The 17132-nt window shown below is 51.9% G+C and carries 15 protein-coding genes; 8 read left to right on the plus strand and 7 right to left on the minus strand.

Annotated features, from left to right (window positions below; genetic code table 11):
* Positions 1 to 149: 149 nt before the first annotated feature.
* From dnaG to AQULUS_RS01505, 4 genes are all read right to left on the minus strand, one after another.
* Complete coding sequence (dnaG, locus tag AQULUS_RS01490) at positions 150 to 1916, minus strand: DNA primase (protein ID WP_148337942.1); 1767 nt, start codon at positions 1914 to 1916, stop codon at positions 150 to 152.
* A 197-nt stretch (positions 1917 to 2113) separates the two neighbouring features.
* Positions 2114 to 2566, minus strand: coding sequence for a GatB/YqeY domain-containing protein (locus AQULUS_RS01495; protein WP_148337944.1), 453 nt, complete (start codon positions 2564 to 2566; stop codon positions 2114 to 2116).
* A 25-nt stretch (positions 2567 to 2591) separates the two neighbouring features.
* A complete protein-coding gene (gene rpsU / locus AQULUS_RS01500; RefSeq protein WP_148337946.1) occupies positions 2592 to 2843 on the minus strand; it encodes a 30S ribosomal protein S21 in 252 nt (83 codons plus the stop codon).
* 157 nt (positions 2844 to 3000) lie between these two features.
* Positions 3001 to 3879 (minus strand): LysR family transcriptional regulator, encoded by an 879-nt coding sequence (locus AQULUS_RS01505; protein WP_148337948.1) that lies wholly within the window; start codon positions 3877 to 3879, stop codon positions 3001 to 3003.
* A 166-nt stretch (positions 3880 to 4045) separates the two neighbouring features.
* On the opposite strand from AQULUS_RS01505, the gene tsaD reads away from it, so the two are divergent.
* Complete coding sequence (tsaD, locus tag AQULUS_RS01510) at positions 4046 to 5053, plus strand: tRNA (adenosine(37)-N6)-threonylcarbamoyltransferase complex transferase subunit TsaD (protein WP_148337951.1); 1008 nt, start codon at positions 4046 to 4048, stop codon at positions 5051 to 5053.
* Positions 5054 to 5074: 21 nt separating this feature from the next.
* On the opposite strand, the gene plsY is transcribed toward tsaD, so the two are convergent.
* Complete coding sequence (gene plsY / locus AQULUS_RS01515; protein ID WP_148337953.1) at positions 5075 to 5677, minus strand: glycerol-3-phosphate 1-O-acyltransferase PlsY; 603 nt, start codon at positions 5675 to 5677, stop codon at positions 5075 to 5077.
* Positions 5678 to 5757: 80 nt separating this feature from the next.
* Positions 5758 to 6561 carry a hypothetical protein gene (locus tag AQULUS_RS01520; protein WP_148337955.1) on the minus strand — a complete coding sequence of 268 codons (804 nt, stop codon included), beginning with the start codon at positions 6559 to 6561 and terminating at the stop codon, positions 5758 to 5760.
* 202 nt (positions 6562 to 6763) lie between these two features.
* Between AQULUS_RS01520 and orn the strand changes: the two genes are divergently transcribed.
* Positions 6764 to 7327 carry an oligoribonuclease gene (orn, locus tag AQULUS_RS01525; RefSeq protein ID WP_148337957.1) on the plus strand — a complete coding sequence of 188 codons (564 nt, stop codon included), beginning with the start codon at positions 6764 to 6766 and terminating at the stop codon, positions 7325 to 7327.
* 10 nt (positions 7328 to 7337) lie between these two features.
* On the opposite strand, the gene queG is transcribed toward orn, so the two are convergent.
* Positions 7338 to 8396, minus strand: coding sequence for a tRNA epoxyqueuosine(34) reductase QueG (gene queG, locus AQULUS_RS01530; protein ID WP_148337959.1), 1059 nt, complete (start codon positions 8394 to 8396; stop codon positions 7338 to 7340).
* 399 nt (positions 8397 to 8795) lie between these two features.
* Between queG and AQULUS_RS01535 the strand changes: the two genes are divergently transcribed.
* The 6 genes from AQULUS_RS01535 (at position 8796) to mutL (ending at position 17080) form a co-directional block, all read left to right on the plus strand.
* A complete protein-coding gene (locus AQULUS_RS01535) occupies positions 8796 to 9989 on the plus strand; it encodes an amino acid permease (protein ID WP_148337961.1) in 1194 nt (397 codons plus the stop codon).
* A 295-nt stretch (positions 9990 to 10284) separates the two neighbouring features.
* Positions 10285 to 11562 (plus strand): amino acid permease, encoded by a 1278-nt coding sequence (locus tag AQULUS_RS01540; RefSeq protein ID WP_148337963.1) that lies wholly within the window; start codon positions 10285 to 10287, stop codon positions 11560 to 11562.
* Between the two features lie 233 nt (positions 11563 to 11795).
* The gene (locus AQULUS_RS01545) at positions 11796 to 13292 is read left to right on the plus strand and encodes an NAD(P)H-hydrate dehydratase (protein WP_172622690.1); all 1497 of its coding nucleotides are present in this window, start codon (positions 11796 to 11798) and stop codon (positions 13290 to 13292) included.
* A gap of 131 nt (positions 13293 to 13423) precedes the next feature.
* Positions 13424 to 13888, plus strand: coding sequence for a tRNA (adenosine(37)-N6)-threonylcarbamoyltransferase complex ATPase subunit type 1 TsaE (gene tsaE / locus AQULUS_RS01550; RefSeq protein WP_148337967.1), 465 nt, complete (start codon positions 13424 to 13426; stop codon positions 13886 to 13888).
* 11 nt (positions 13889 to 13899) lie between these two features.
* Positions 13900 to 15189 carry an N-acetylmuramoyl-L-alanine amidase gene (locus AQULUS_RS01555; RefSeq protein WP_232051811.1) on the plus strand — a complete coding sequence of 430 codons (1290 nt, stop codon included), beginning with the start codon at positions 13900 to 13902 and terminating at the stop codon, positions 15187 to 15189.
* Between the two features lie 115 nt (positions 15190 to 15304).
* Positions 15305 to 17080 carry a DNA mismatch repair endonuclease MutL gene (gene mutL, locus AQULUS_RS01560; protein WP_148337970.1) on the plus strand — a complete coding sequence of 592 codons (1776 nt, stop codon included), beginning with the start codon at positions 15305 to 15307 and terminating at the stop codon, positions 17078 to 17080.
* Positions 17081 to 17132: the final 52 nt, after the last annotated feature.

Raw genomic sequence — 17132 nt, forward strand, 5'->3', positions numbered from 1 at the left:
AAATGTCATGGTGATAAGCGAGTTATCCTGTGGGATACGGCCGCAATTTTCCTTTCCCGCCGGTCAACCCTGTGATCTGCGCGATAGGGCGCGCGCGGGCGCGGTTTTCTGGAAAATGGAATTCATGTATATATTTATATTGAAATATTTTATCTGGTTTCAGCGGCGGCGACTTTCTTTTTCACAATCCAACCGGATAATTCCTGTTTTTCTTCATCGGACAAACTGTCCTGAGAGGCTTTTGCGAGCAGGCGGTTGATTTCTTCATCGATGCCGAGCAGGGTGATCTGGCGCATGGCCCAGAGAAACTCACTGGCAAGACCGGTTTCGGGAATCATGTGTTCCCAGCACGCCAGACTGGCGACAAAAGACTCTTCTTTTTGTCCGCGCCAAAATTCGATCAGGGAAGCGGTATTCATGCCGGGACGTTGTCTGAGGAGTTCAGTGAGGCGTCTCAAAAAGGTATAACCCGGCAAGCGGTTGTCCGGCAAAGGATCCGTGAGCAGGGCTGCCAGGGACGGGTTTTGCACCATCAGTGCCAGAGCGGTTTGCATGGGCGGTTTGAGTTTGGGTCTGGCAAGGTCGGTCTGGGTTTCCTGCGGGGGATTGGGCATGGACTGCGGCACCGCGGCACCCGGGTTTTTGATTTGCAGCTTCAATTCATTGACATCAATTCGGGCACGTTTGGCCAGTTCTTCCACCAGGATTTCCGGCAGAATGCCGCCAGGAATCTGCTTGATAAAACCCAGTGCGGATGCGGCAAAACGCGCGCGCCCTTCCATGGTGGCGAGATCGCACTGGCGTCCCAGGGTTTGAAAGAAAAAAGCCGAAAGAGACGCGGCTGATACCAGGCGCTTTTCAAATGCAGGCTTGCCTTCCTTGCGTACCAGGGAGTCAGGGTCTTCGCCGTCGGGTAAAAAGAGGAAACGGATTTGCAGGTTGTCCTGCAGGAGCGGGAACAAGACTTGCAGGGCGCGCCATGCGGCGGTACGCCCAGCCTCATCGCCGTCAAAACAGAAGACGATTTCTGAAGTATAGCGCATCAGTCTGTGCAAGTGATGACTGGTGGTTGCTGTCCCCAGTGTGGCAACTGCATAGGTGATATCATGTTGAAAGAGTGCTACTACATCCATATAGCCTTCGACCACCAGTATGCGGTCCAGCTTATGGCTGGATTTCAGGGCTTGATAGAGTCCGTATAATTCATGGCCTTTCTGGAACAAGGCGGTTTCCGGCGAATTCAGATACTTGGGTTCGCCCTGGTCCAGAATACGTCCTCCAAATCCGATGATTCGACCGCGGTAATCATGAATGGGAAACATGACACGGTCGCGAAAACGGTCGTAAAATCCCCCTTCTTCCTTCTTGATGATAAGCCCGGCGTCTAGCAGCCGTTTTTTTTCAGCTTCAGATTTGCCGAACTGATCAAGAACATGGCTCCAGCCTGGGGGGGCGTATCCGAGGCTGAACAATTTTGCGATTTTTCCGGAAATGCCGCGGCTTTTTAAATAACGGATGGCGCGCTGCGAGCGGCGCATCTGATCGTAATAATCCTGCGTGACCTGCAGCATGAGCTCGAATAAGGCGGGGAGCGAATCTTCTTTTTTGGCGGCGGGACCGGCATGCGGAACTTCCATGCCGGCCTGGCGCGCCAGTGTTTCTATGGCTTCCGGGAAGCTCAGGCGCTCATGCTGGATCATGAAATCAATGGCATTGCCATGTGCTCCGCAGCCGAAACAATAATAGAATTGTTTGGGCTGGCTGACAGAAAAGGAAGCGCTTTTTTCATTATGAAACGGGCAGCGAGCGAAGTAATTGCTGCCCGATTTTTTCCGCAAGGGAACTTGCGCGTTGATGAGGTCAACAATGTCAATCTTGGCTAAAAGTAATTCGATAAACTCCCGTGGGATATTCACGTTGTGACCTCATCTCGGATCCGTTCTGCCGCACTATCACTATAAAAGAGAGTGACTGTTCTTTAGAGTGATAGTTATAACAGAGCCGGACAGGTTTAGGTAGCCGGAATGGCGTGATCCGGCAAGTGCCGGGTTTGAATGCCTGTGGATAACGCCGACGTGCCTATGATGATAATGGGAATGGAGCCTGGCGGATATTATCCCGCCAGTTTTTCCTTGACCTTGGAGCTGACTACGGTCATGTCAGCCTTGCCTTGCAGTTTGGTCTTCAAAACGCCCATGACTTTGCCCATGTCTTTTGCGGAAGTCGCGCCGGATTCCTGTATGGCGGCAACAACAGCTTGTTCCACTTCGGTTTCGGAAAGCTGGGCAGGGAGGTATTGCTGAATGATGCGGACTTCTTCCATTTCTTTCTGTGCCAGGTCCTGGCGGTTGCCGGCTTCGAACTGGGAAATGGAATCCCGGCGCTGCTTGATCATTTTGTTCAGGGTGGCGATGATCTGTTCATCGCTTAATTCAATCCTTTCATCCACTTCCCGCTGTTTGAGGGCGGCCATGATAAGGCGTATGGTGGCCAGGCGTTCTTTTTCCTGGCTGCGCATGGCGACTTTCATATCTTCAAGGATTTTGTCCTTGATCACAGATGTCATCGGATTGCTCCCGCTAAAGAAATGGTTAAGCAGCTTCTTTCTTGCCGCCCGTGCCGATAGGCTGGCGGTCACGCTCTAAAGCCATATGCTCACGTAAAATCTTCTTCTGGTAGCGCTTGACGGCGGCAGCTTTTTTACGCTTACGTTTCCAGGTGGGTTTTTCGTAGAATTCATGACGTCTCAAGTCAGCAAGAATGCCGGCTTTTTCACAAAGACGCTTAAAGCGGCGCAGGCTTAATTCAAAATTTTCATTATCTCTTACACGTACTGTTGGCATAACGTAAGCTGTATCCTAAATTATTAATCAATGAAGAGCGCCAATTCTAATGCCAGAAGCGGAGAAATGCAAAGACTAGGTATGCTTCCCTCTTCCCGGCTCCCGCCAATGATCAAAAATGAACCACACATTATTCATTATAATGCCAATAGGATGCTTATTGATGTGCTTTTGGCTTTTTTGTCAATATTTTCCTGATGGATTCCACAATCATCTGAATGGCTTTGATATCGCGGTTGCTGCCATGATACAGCACACAAATCTCATCATCATAATTCGGCGCTTTAGGGAGGGGATTAAGGTGTTTTGAGCGGGCGATTTTTTCCGGCAAAATACCAATTCCGCAGTTGTTCGCCGTCAGTTCAGCAATGACTTCCAGGCTATTTGTCGTGAGCAGCCGGCTGGGAAGCGTGCCGGCTTTTTTCAGTTTTCTTAAAATCGCCTGGGTCTGCATCAAATCCGGGTCGCAGATGAGCAAGGCCTGGGAAGAATGAATATCCTGAATGGCTCTCTGTCCCTGGCCTTTCCAAAGCGTGATTCTGTCATCATCCAGTTTTTTGATGACCAGGTCGGGGTGTTTGACGGGGTTGACCACTATGCCTATGTCTACAGACAGATTGATGATTTGCTCAGTGACTTTGCGTGAACTGTCATGTTTCAGGTGGATTTCCAGGTCAGGATAGCTTTCCAGCAAATCGCCCAAAACGCGAGGCAGGAAGTAAAGCGCGACCGACGGATGGCAGCCGATTTTAAACGATCCCTGCACTTCATGCACGGAAGCGAGGGTTTCAGACTTGATGGTGTCCCATTGCTGCAATAATTTTCTCGCGTGCAGCAGTAATTGTTTCCCGGCCTTGGTGAGAGAGACGCCGCGTTTGTGACGAATCAGGATGGCGGTGCCGACAGCTGTTTCCAGCCGCTGCATGGCAAGCGTCAGGGAGGGCTGGCTGATGCCTATGGTTTCCGCGGCGCGCGAAAGATTTAACAGATTGGCAACTTCAAGGAAGTAAGTCAGGTCTGTGGAAGAGGGTATCATGTCTTTTTACTCCTGAGTGGCTCGATATTTCGCGGTTGTTTGTGCCGGCAAGAAAAAAGTCAACGGATTCTGGTGTGTATTCATGGCCAGTGACATTGACGCTATCTATTTTTAAGCGAAAACCGCTAGAATATGACACATTTTTTTGATCCAGGTAAAGGCGGCCATGCGTGTTTTAGGCATAGAAACTTCTTGCGATGAGACGGGTGTTGCAATCTATGATTCCGATCGCGGCCTGCTTGCGCATGCGCTTTACAGCCAGACGGCGATTCATGCGCAGTGGGGCGGGGTGGTGCCGGAGCTGGCATCGCGCGACCATGTGCGCAAGACCCTTCCCTTGATAGAAGAAGTGCTTGGCGGCGCAGGGCTGGCGGGAAAAGATCTGGACGGCATTGCCTATACCAAGGGGCCTGGCCTGGTGGGAGCGCTATTAATCGGCGCCATGCTGGGACGTACACTGGGGTTTGCCTGGGGGATCCCCGCTATCGGCGTGCATCATCTGGAGGGGCATCTGCTGGCACCCTTTCTGGAACCCGAGCCGCCAGCCTTTCCATTTCTGGCGTTGCTGGTTTCCGGGGGGCATACCGAATTGGTGAAAGTCGAAAAGCTGGGAAAATATGAAATCCTGGGCGACACCCTGGATGACGCCGCTGGGGAAGCGTTTGACAAGACCGCCAAGTTATTGGGTCTGGGATACCCGGGCGGCGCCGCACTGGCAAAACTGGCGGAACGGGGATCTTCGGGCCGTTTTCATTTTCCCCGTCCCATGACAGACCGGCCGGGTCTGGATTTCAGCTTCAGCGGGCTCAAGACTTTCGCCCTGAATACGATTGAAGCAAATGAAAAGGACGATCAAACACGCGCTGATATCGCGCGGGCGTTTGAAGAAGCCGTGGTGGAAACGCTGACTATCAAATGCCGCCGTGCACTGCGGGAAACAGGGCTGCGGACGCTGGTCGTCGCGGGCGGAGTGGGAGCGAATACCGCGTTAAGGCATGCGCTGCATGTCATGTGCAAGAAACTCGAGGCCTTACTGTATTTTCCCAGGCTGGAATTCTGCACTGACAATGGGGCGATGATTGCATATGTCGGCTGTCAGCGGCTGCTTGCCGGCGCGCAGGATGACTTAAGCGTGGAAGTCTATCCGCGCTGGCCGTTGGATCGTTTGGAGTGAGCATGGCGCGCTGCCGCCGTTTCAGCGGTTTTTTCTGCCTATCCGGCTTTCTTCACCGTTAATCAGTTTGAGGATATTGCTGCGGTGGCGGAAAAATAAAATCAGAGTCATGACCGCGACCGTGAGAGTCCAGGCCGTGTTTGCGGTGAAAATCCAGATGAAAACGGGGGCGAGCAGGGAGGCGGTAAGCGAGGAAAGAGAGGAATAGCGCGAAAGCGCGGCGGTCGCTCCCCACGCTGCCATCCAGCACAAACCTGTAGGCCAGTTCAGCGCAAGCAGACATCCTAGCGCGGTCGCGACACCTTTGCCTCCCTCGAAGCGGAAATACACAGGATACAAATGCCCAAGGAATGCAGCGAAGGCGACCAGTGCCAAACCTTCTGATCCGAATCCCCATCCTTTCGCAATCACCACCGGGATGACGCCTTTGAGCAAGTCACCCAGCAGGGTAATGGCCGCGGCTTTTTTTCCGCCTATACGCAAGACATTTGTTGCGCCGGGGTTGCGTGAACCCTGGGTGCGCGGATCGGGTAATCCCATGACTTTGCAGACAAGGATGGCGCTTGATATTGAACCCATGAGGTAAGCAGCGATGACGCCGGCAGCGATCTCGAAATTCGGCATAGGATTTAAGTGCCTTCAGGTAAAAGGTGGGGATAATTTACATGAGGAGGGGGCGGCTGCCAACTCCTTGCGAGCATGGATTAAAAGCCGAATTTGACGACGGTCTCCTGAGGCTGCAGCAAAAGCGCCGCACTTGAAAACGCAGCGACAGACTGGTCATGCAGCTTGGGTTCGATATGCTTGTTTCGCATATGCAGGATGGCAGCCGTGGTATTGAGATGGTTGCACAAATCAGCCAGAACGTCATTCACCTTGTCCGGAAAAATTATCACGAGACGCTGAATATATTTGTTCAGTGAATCCCAGAAAAAATTCACTGTCCCATGCTGGGCGCACTCCTTCTGATAGCGGGATTTTCTTGCCAGCGTTTCCGTGGCGGTAAACGATAGCGGCACGTGCTCTTGGTAAGTCTTGTATTCATTTTCTGCGTAGATATTGTGCGGGTCGATGACAATGGCTTTCTCGTATAAAAATAAAATGGCGGAGAGAATATCTGCTTCTTGCGGCGTGTGTGTATGCCGTTTTTGCCGATGATAAAGAGCGATTTCACGCAAAATTTCGCTGAGATGAAAATATTTCAATCCCTGTGGATTCATGAGGCCCAGATGTTGTTCCAGGGCGACCACTAAAGGTGGCTTGGCCAACACAGGCTGCACGACTGGAAATAGAGAATTCTGTTTTAGTCCGGGTGAGGTCGTTTCTGCACCTCTGATGCGTTTCGGCTGCGAACAATCTGTGATGTCAAACTCCGTTGGATTGACTGTTTCCAGTCTCGTATCAGGCCGCCCCGGTTCTTCCACGGTTGCCGAGCTTGTATTGTTATTGCGAAATGCGGCAAGCAGGCGTTTTTTGGGCGGGAGATGCGCGGTTCTGCTTGATTTCATGTTGGGCCTCATGGATGATTGAGCGCGAAATGATGTCATTATGATTCCTGTTTTGTCAATTATGATAAAAAAATGGGTTATACAGTCAGTATAAAAATGCTAGGATTGAATCGCTGTCTGAATTGGGATTCAGGCGGGTTACCGGGGAGGATATCCATCCATGCCGGTGGTGATAGATAGTATGACACAAGGATAAAATGCCATGCCGCTCAACCCAAGCAATCTTATCTGGATCGATCTCGAAATGACCGGGCTTAATCCGGAACGCGACCGCATTATTGAAATCGCAACCGTGGTGACAGATTCAGACTTGAATGTGCTGGCTGAAGGCCCGGAGTTTGCTATCCATCAGTCCGGTTCACTGCTGGAGCAAATGGATGAATGGAATACGCGTCAGCATAATGATTCCGGACTGGTTGGGCGTGTACAGGAAAGCGTAATAACCGAACAAATGGCTGAAACCGCTACGCTGGAGTTTTTGAGGAAATATGTTCCGGAAGGAAAGTCGCCCATGTGCGGCAACAGCGTCTGGCAGGACAGGCGTTTTCTGTCGCGATTCATGCCGGAGCTGGAAAAATATTTTCACTATCGCATGATAGACGTCAGCACGCTGAAAGAACTCGCGCTACGCTGGGCGCCCAAGATATACGGCGGATATCAGAAAGAATCCAGACACCTTGCGCTGGCTGACATTCATGATTCCATAGGCGAACTGCGTTATTACCGGGAGCGCCTGCTGAATCAGGGCGTGTTAAAAACAAGCTAGTTCTCCAAGCTCAGGTTCTTTCTTTGGCTGCTGTCAGCTGTCTTTCCAGCGCCCATGTCGTGTGCTCCCGCACCATGGCGGAGGGATGCTGCAGCCGGCTGCGTAATGAGTGGATAACTGCTTCGCTGCGTGGTGCGTTGCCCAGAGCGACGGCGATATTTCGCAGCCAGCATGCATGGCCGATACGGCGGATAGCGGAACCCTCGGTCTTTTTCAGGAAAATTTCTTCTGTCCAGGCAAACAATTCAATCAGATCGGGCGACGAAAAATCATGACGGGGGTGAAAATCCTGTTCTTGTGTGGGTTTGGCGAACTTGTTCCATGGGCAAACCAGCTGGCAGTCATCGCAGCCATAGATGCGGTTGCCTATCAATGGCCGCAGCTCCGCGGGTATGGCGTCACGTAATTCAATAGTGAGATAGGAAATGCAGCGGCGCGCATCCAGCTGATAGGGTCCGATAATGGCCTGGGTGGGGCAAACGTCCAGACAGGCTGTGCAACTGCCGCAATGGCTTTTTGTCATGGGCTCATCAATCGGCAGGGGCAAGTCTGTGTAGATTTCTCCGAGAAAAAACCATGAGCCGGTTTTGGGATGAATGAGATTGGTATGTTTGCCTATCCAGCCAAGTCCGGCTTTTTCAGCAATGGGTTTTTCCAGGACGGGCGCGCTGTCACAAAATGCCCGGTAACCGAATTCGCCCGCGAGCAGGCTGATTTTTTCCGCCAGATGGTCCAGCCGTTTACGCATCAGTCTATGATAGTCACGCCCGAGAGCGTAGCGGGAGATATAGCCTTTTTGTGTATCCCGCAGTACTTGCATGCAGTGGGTGTCCGGCGGCAGGTAGTCCAGGCGCGCCGAGATGATGCGCAGGGTGCCAGGGATCAGTTCGCCTGGCCGTGCGCGTTTACTGCCATGTTTTTCCATATAATCCATTTTGCCGTGCATGCCTTGAGCCAGCCACTGAAGAAAACGCTGCTCATAATGGGCAAGGTCAGTATCGGCGATGCCGATTTGCTGAAAACCCAGTTCGCGCCCCCACTGTCTGATTTTGTCTTTTATTGAATGCATAGGAAATGTTTTGACACAAACTGCTATTAATAGGTAATATTAATGCAGATTATAATAGATTAATTACTTATGCGCCAAACACTCTTGAACAGGTTTTCTTCTGTGCCGCTGTTTCACAGCGACGGGCGCATTTCTTATATCCGCTTTTTTTCCTTTTATTTTGCCTGCGCACGCAGGTAACTCAACTTAATATTACAAATCATATTCTTAAAAAACACCGGGCCTGAAGGGAAGCCTGATCCTGCTCGCGCTTGCCTGTCGCAAGGCGAGTTTTGAAAGGCGTCATGCAGGCTGCCAGTCAAGCTGAGAAACGCGGGGGAAGCCAGCGTTTTGCCGCGGATGGTGGCAATGTCAGCAGGCCCTAGGTAATGTATAACGAATGTAAAGAGGAAAAACAGAATGAATTTCAAATTACTGGGCAGTATCCTGCTGATCGTGGGTACCTCAATCGGCGCTGGCATGCTGGCGCTTCCCATCGCGACAGCGCAGCTGGGATTCATGGGTTCGATCATACTCTTGCTGGTCTGCTGGTTTGTCATGACTGCGGGAGCTTTTTTGTTATTGGAAGTCAATTTGTGGATGCCTTCTAACAGCAATCTCAATACCATGGCAAGGGCAACCATAGGTCCGATAGGGCAAATTGTCTCCTGGCTCGCGTTTTTACTTTTGCTTTACTCTCTTTTGTGCGCATATATCGGCGGCGGCAGTGACTTGTTCCATAATCTGCTGGCGGCAGCTGGCATATCGATCCCGCGCTGGGCGTCGTCTCTGATATTTACTTCCATATTTGGCTCAGTGGTTTATCTGGGTATTAAATCCGTTGATTATGTCAACCGGGGATTGATGTTTGTGAAGTTCAGCGCTTATTTTCTGTTGGTTATTCTGTTGATGCCGCTGGTTTCATCCGCCAAGCTCGCCGCAGGCCAGATTCAGAATATCACGTCGGCTTCGGCGATGACTGTTACCATCACTTCGTTCGGTTACGCTGCGATTGTTCCCAGTCTGCGTATCTATTTCGCCGGCGATGTCCGCGGTCTGAAGAAAGCCATATTCATAGGCAGCCTCATACCGCTGGTGTGTTATATCCTCTGGGACATGGCCATTATGGGAGTGGTTCCCTTGGAAGGTATTCATGGATTGGGCGCGATATTGAAATCGCAGAATTCTACGAGTGATCTGGTGAAAACCTTGAGCGCCGCCGCCGCGCAGCCGTCGGTCACGTTATTCGCGCAATTATTTACTTCGATTTGCGTACTGACTTCCTTTTTGGGGGTGTCGTTATGCCTGAATGACTTTTGGGCTGATGCATTGCAGATGGAAAAAAAGGGAAGAAACAATCTGATTATCAATGCGGCCACCTTTCTTCCGCCGCTGGTCACCGTGTTGTTTTTCCCGGGTGTTTTTATCCGTGCGATCGAATACGCAGGAATTTACTGCATCATTCTGCTCATTCTACTGCCTGCGTGGATGGTCTGGGTCGGCCGTTATCGGAAAAAAATCTCTAATGGATTTATGGTTCCGGGCGGAAAATTTCTGCTGGTTTTGCTGGCGGTGTTTTCCTTTGTGATGATGATAAAAGGGCTGCAGGGATAATGGACTGGGCGACCGGCCGCATTTTGACAATTGTATAAAATTTTTATAGCATGGGAAATTGCGGTTATTTCATGAAAATACATAAAAGTCTGGACCGCCAGAAGAGTTGTTCTTCTCTCATAAATCCAGTTGAACGGTCATTGCATATCATGCCGCGCCGTCAGGGTTAAAACGGAATAATTTAATTTTATTTATCAATAGATTAATGATGTCCTCGCCCGCATGGTCAGATAGTGTTAAGTATTGATCGTTAAGATGTTGGATAGGCGTTTATCACATACTTGAGGATTCTGGAATGAATTCAAAATTGTTAGGCGGTATTTTGTTAGTGGTGGGCACGACAATCGGTGCGGGCATGCTGGCATTGCCGGTTGCCACGGCCCAGCTCGGATTCTGGGGATCAACGGTGTTGCTGTTTGCGTGCTGGGGTGTGATGACCGCGTGTGCCTTTTTATTTCTGGAAGTGAATCTCTGGCTTCCCCCGAACAGTAATCTTGTCTCCATGGCGGGCGCCACATTAGGGAAGGGCGGACAGGCCGTCGCCTGGGTTGTTTATCTGGTGCTCTTGTATTCCATTATATGTGCTTACATCGCCGGAGGCGGCGATCTGTTTCATTATATCCTCGCGACCAGTGGAATCCAGATTCCCCTTTCACTGGCGTCCTTGTTGTTTACGGTTTTATTTGGAGCGGTGGTTTACATGGGAATACGGTCGGTTGATTATGTAAACCGCGGCCTCATGTTCGGAAAGCTGGGTGCATTGCTGCTGCTGATCTGTCTGGTGCTGCCTTTTGTCAGTTCCGTGAATCTTTCCAGTGGTGAATTCAAGAATATTGTTGCGCCTTCCAGTTTGACGGTAACGGCGGTGTCATTTGGCTGTCTGATGATTATTCCCAGCTTGCGCACGTATTTTGGCGAAGACGTCAAGACGTTGCGTAAAGCCATTCTGATAGGCACGCTAATACCCTTGATCTGTTATATCACCTGGGACATGGTCATTATGGGTGTCATTCCCCTGGACGGTACGCCTGGATTAAGGGCCATGCTGCATTCAAACAGTACCAACAGCGATCTGGTGTCCGCGCTGACAACCATTCTGCAAAAAGATAATGTGACTGTCATTGCCAAGTTTTTTACTTCCATCTGCATGGCGACGTCCTTTTTAAGTGTTTCACTGAGTTTGTCAGATTTTTTGTCTGACGGCTTCAAAGTCAAGAAGCAAGGTATCGTAGGCAATGCGATTGTCATGGGGGCCACGTTCGGACCCCCTATTGCCCTGGTTCTGTTTTACCCCAATGCTTTTATGCTTGGCCTGGAATTTGCCGGAATCAGCGTCTTTATCCTGATGATATTGCTGCCGCCGTTAATGACATGGGCTGGGCGCTACCAAAAGGATTTTGCCCGCGCGGGTTACCGGGTGCCGGCAAACAAGGCATTACTGGCGCTGCTGGTGATTTTTGCCGCTATCATGCTGCTGATTTCCGGTAAGTGGGGAATTGCGGCGCTGCTTCTTATCATCGCGACACTCACGGTAGGTTACATTACCGAGAAGACGACACAAAAAGCTGTTTGAGCCGGTCTCAGACCCATCTTCCATCTTGCTGGATAAACACGCGAAGATGGGTCGGCATGCGGCTGTCTTTACAGCGTTATTCCTGTTTTTCTACCCTTTCGTTTAAATTCATTCTGGCTGACACTGTCTGATGAGAGTCCTCTCTCTTGTTTCAGCGGTTGCGTCATTTATTTGTTAGAATGACAATAGAGGCTGTTTCCGGATTTACCATCTTTCCAGACAAGGATGTAATTATGCAATCCATCAAGACGCCGATTTATCAAGCCCGGCAGATCCGTGAAATTGAAAATCTTGCTCAGCAAAAGTTTGGCGTCACCGGGCATGTTTTGATGCAGCGCGCTGGCAAGGCGGCATTTGATTTTTTACACCGGCGCTGGCCGCAGGCGCATAAAGTGGCGGTATTTTGCGGCAGCGGTAATAACGGCGGCGATGGTTATGTGCTCGCGCTGAATGCGCAAGAACGCGGCCTGGATGTGTCGGTCTGGCAGGTTGGCAGCCACGATAATATGAAAGAAGAAGCAAAACAGGCCTTGGATGCCTGCAGACATGCGCAAGTGCCGATGAGCCGTTTTGATGACAAAGTCAATTTGCAGCATCCTGATGTGGTGGTGGATGCGATCTGCGGCATAGGCGCGCATGAAAATTTGCGTGAAGAAGTGATAGCCGCGGTCAGAAAAATTCATAAGGCACAAGTGCCGGTGCTTGCCATCGATATGCCTACCGGTGTGGAGGCGGATACCGGACGCATTCTGGGCGCAGCGGTTCATGCAACGGCAACGATTACTTTTATCGGTTTAAAACTGGGTTTGCTGACCGGCAGCGGCATAGCGAATGCGGGCGATCTGGTTTGTCATGATTTGCAGCTTCCCTCTGATTTGCTCTCATCCATCGATCCGGTTGCCGAAAAAATTCACTTGAGTGCTTATCACGCGCTGCTCAAATCCCGGCCGCGTGACTGGCACAAGGGATTATCCGGCCATGTGCTGGTGATAGGGGGTGACGAGGGTTATTCCGGCGCACCGCGCATGGCTGCGGAAGCGGCGCTGCGAGTGGGCGCGGGCCTTGTGACTATCGTGACGAGGCTTGAGCATGCGGCTATGCTGAATATCTCGCGGCCTGAAATCATGTGCCGCGGCGTTTCCAGCCCGGAGGAGATGGATAGGCTCATTGCCCGTGCTGATCTGGCGGTCCTGGGTCCCGGCCTGGGGCAATCGCAATGGTCCAGATCATTATGGGAGTATGTTCTCAAGCAAAATCTCCCGCTAGTGGTGGATGCGGATGGGTTGAATTTACTTTCACAGTCCGCGCGATTTAATGAGAACTGGGTATTGACCCCCCATCCGGGTGAGGCGGCGCGTCTGACAGGCGTAACCGTCCAGGAAGTCCAGTCTGACCGGCTGGCGTGCATCAGGGAACTAGGCCGCCGCTATGGCGGGACCTGTGTGTTAAAGGGAGCGGGCAGCCTGGTATGCGCGCCCGGTTCTCTCGTCGCCTTGTGTGATAAAGGTAATCCGGGCATGGCGTCTGCCGGCATGGGAGATATCCTGAGCGGCGTCATAGGCGGGTTGATTGCTCAAGGCATTCCAATGGGCGAGGCGGCAAAACTGGGTGTCTGCATGCATGCGATGGCTGGCGATCTGGCCGCGAAAGACGGCGAGCGCGGGATGATTGCAACCGACTTGCTGCCATATCTGCGCCGTCTATGCAATCCGGTGCAGCCGCATCTGTGATATCACGCCCGGAACAAGCCCGTCCGAGGTGCGCCGGAATGATAACCTGGTACTGAAGGACATCTGGCCGCTGGCTGTCATTTGTATGCAGAGAATATTCAGCATGAATGTTCTGTGATAACTTACCTTCCATGAATAAGCACATCCGTTTTACAACGCACTTAACCAACGAAGGCGCGACACTCGCGTTTGGCGTCAGGCTTGCGCAAGCTGTCAAAAGCGGTGTGATACTTTACCTGGATGGGCAGCTGGGCGCCGGAAAAACCACGCTCACGCGCGGATTTCTCCGGGGCCTGGGCTATCAGGGCAAGGTGAAAAGTCCCACATTTACTCTGGTAGAGCCTTATGAGGTATCGGGGAAAAAAATATTTCATTTTGATTTTTATCGATTGGATCATCCCGAAGAACTCATGCATATCGGCATCGCGGAGTATTTCGATCCTGGCTCCGTGTGCCTGATTGAATGGCCGGAAAAAGGTTATCCTGTATTGCCGGAGGCGGACCTGATCTGTCATATCGCGATTGAGCCGGAAGGAAGAAGTTTGAGGCTTGAAGCCCGTTCACAGCGCGGTGATGAGATTTTAAAATTGTTGTAAGGGAATGGTTCATGAGGCGCATGACTCTCGCATTACTTATGGTGTGGCTGCCGTTTACGCTGCTCGCAGCCGAGCCGGTTTATCTTCTGGGCCTTCTGATCAAGCCGTCGCAAACCGTTTCGCATTTTACCTTTACTCTCAGTCGAAAAACCTATGGCCGTGTGAAATATATTCCCGATCCGGACCGCGTGGAAATTGAATTTGCCGATACTTATCGCAACTTCAGCATGCAGGATGCGGTTTTGCATGGTTCAAACGTGAAATCTATCGATTTACAGGATGCGGGGAACGGCACGCTGCGTTTTGTGTTTAATGTCAGCGGCCCCGCGGATTACGCCGTTCGATTTTTGCCCGCGGAAGAAGACGGGGGCGCACGCTTGCAGCTGGATATTCTTACGGTGAAAAAAACAGCCGCGTCCGCCGCGCAGCATACCGTCAAGCCTGCTGCGCGTCCGGAATTGCGGCAATTGTTTGAAAAAAGCGTGATGAATTCATTCCATACCTTCACTTCTGAGTTAAGCAAAAGACAGACGGACGCAGCTGAAACCACTGTTGTCGAGACGAGTGCGCAGCGGCAGGGCACGGAGGCGAAAAAACCGCATACCTTTATTGTGGTCATAGACGCCGGACATGGAGGCAAGGATTCTGGCGCGCTGGGATCCAGAGGAACAAAAGAAAAAGATATTGTGCTGGGCATTGCAAAAAAACTGGCGAAAAAAATCAATGAACAAGCGAACATGCGCGCCGTGCTGACACGCAGCAAAGATTATTTTGTGCCGCTGCGCGAACGGCTGATGCTTGCGCGCCGCGGAAAGGCTGATTTGTTCGTCGCTATTCACGCAGATGCTTATTATGAGAATGATGCGACCGGCGCATCTGTCTATGCGTTGTCCCAGCGCGGCGCCAGCAACGAAGCCGCGCGCTGGCTAGCGCAGCGGGACAATTATTCCGAGCTGGGGGGAGTGGAGCTGGATGCGGTGGCGGATCGCGACCCTGTCCTGCGTTCGGTGCTGCTGGATCTTGCGCAAACCGCCACCATTCAGGACAGTATCCGTCTGGGTAATAAGGTGCTGGATGCGCTGGATGATGTTTCTTCGCTGCATTACACTCATGTGGAGCGCGCTCCATTTGTCGTTCTCAAGTCTCCGGATATTCCTTCCGTTCTGGTGGAAACCGGATTTATCACGAATCCAGCTGAAGAAAAACGGCTGGCGGATCCGGTGTATCAGGACAGGCTTGCCCAGGCCTTGAGCCTGGGGATTTCCCGCTATGTTCAACAATACGCCGTGAAGAGGCAGTAAACTCCGGGTTTCTACAGTGATAAAACCACAGACCGGCGTGCCGGACGGGCATAGGGACTTGACCCGGGAGTCTGCAAATCTTATCGTTAGGCATCCTTGTATAGCGGTGAAACGCATGATTAAACGAATCCAAAAGCTGACTCCGCTTCTGGCCAATCAGATTGCGGCCGGCGAAGTCATTGAACGTCCGGCATCTGTGGTCAAGGAACTGGTGGAAAACAGCATGGATGCCGGCGCCACCCGGATAGACATCGAGATTGAACAGGGCGGAGCCAGCCTGATACGCGTGCGAGACAATGGCAGCGGCATTCACCATGAAGATTTGCCGCTGGCGCTGAGCCGTCATGCAACCAGCAAGATACATCGATCCGAGGATCTGGCCAGGATCATGACGCTGGGATTCCGCGGGGAAGCTCTGGCCAGTGTGGGTTCGGTTTCACGCCTGGTGCTTGCTTCGGCCGTAGATAAAAGCCCCGGCTGGCAAATTGCCGTGGCGGGTGACGGGGAGCCGGAAGTGGCTCCAGCTGCTCATCCGCGCGGAACCACCGTCGAAGTCCGGGACCTGTTTTTTAATACCCCGGCGCGCCGCAAGTTTTTGCGTGCTGAAAAAACGGAATTCGATCATATTGATGATTTAATCAAACGGATGGCTTTGGCATCGTTTGAGACCGGATTTACGCTGAAGCACAACCAGCGCCAGGTCAGGCAGTATCATCCTGCTTCCTCACGCCTGCAGGCGGAAGAGCGTCTGGCGGCGCTCTGCGGCAAGATATTTGTAGAACATGCGCTGCACCTGGATGCCGAGGGTGCAGGCATGCGTCTTTCCGGCTGGATTGCACTGCCGTCTTTTTCCCGCAGTCAGACTGATTTGCAATATTTTTATGTGAATGGACGTATGGTCAGGGACAAACTGGTCATTCATGCGCTCAAGCGCGCTTACCATGATGTTCTCTATCGTGACCGGCACCCGGCGTATATTCTTTTTCTGGAGATCTTGTCCACACAGGTGGACGTGAATGTCCATCCGGCTAAACACGAAGTGCGGTTCCGTGACGGCCGTCTTGTGCATGATTTCATTTCCAGGGCGGTGCATGATGCCCTGGCAAACACGCGTCCTGGCGATGAGCGCCTAAACGCGGCGCCGCATACCGTATGCGCGCCGTCCGCCGCTCCTGTTTTGAATGAAAGGCCGCAGAGCGTGTCTGCCTGTCATGACAAGCATGCAGAAGTCATTCAGGAAAAAATGGCGATTTATCAGGCTTTACGCGCCGATGACCCGCCGCCGGCGCCTGCCGGTCACGCTCCTGTTCCTTCACTGGGTTATGCGCTGGGGCAGCTTCAGGGTATTTACATCCTTGCGGAAAATGACCAGGGCCTGGTGATGGTAGACATGCATGCCGCGCATGAGCGTATCCTGTATGAAAAAATGAAGGCGGAACTTTCAGTTCACTCACTTCCGGTACAAGCCCTGCTGGTCCCTCTCACCCTCTCGGTCAGTGAAAGAGAAGCTGATCTGGCGGATTCAGCGCAAGAACTTTTTGTGAAGCTGGGTTTTAATCTGCAGCGTATTGGCAAGGAAACTTTGGCGTTGCGGGCGGTGCCGCAATTGTTGGCGCACGGACCGATTGAGCAATTGATACGCGATATTCTTGCGGACCTTCTGGACCAGGGCGCAAGCACGCGCGCGCAGGAAACTATTCACCGGCTGCTGGGAACGCTGGCTTGCCGCAGTTCCGTGCGCGCGCACCGTAAACTCACGGTTCCGGAAATGAACGCGCTTTTGAGGGATATGGAGAAAACTGAACACAGCGGCCAATGCAACCATGGTCGTCCGACTTGTGTGCGGCTGTCCATGGATGATCTGGACAAATTATTTATGCGCGGCCGTTGATTCCCGTGTCATTAAAGGACCATGAATGAGCAGCGATACGGTTCAAAAACCT

It is taken from the genome of Aquicella siphonis (assembly GCF_902459485.1).
Taxonomy (GTDB): domain Bacteria; phylum Pseudomonadota; class Gammaproteobacteria; order DSM-16500; family DSM-16500; genus Aquicella; species Aquicella siphonis.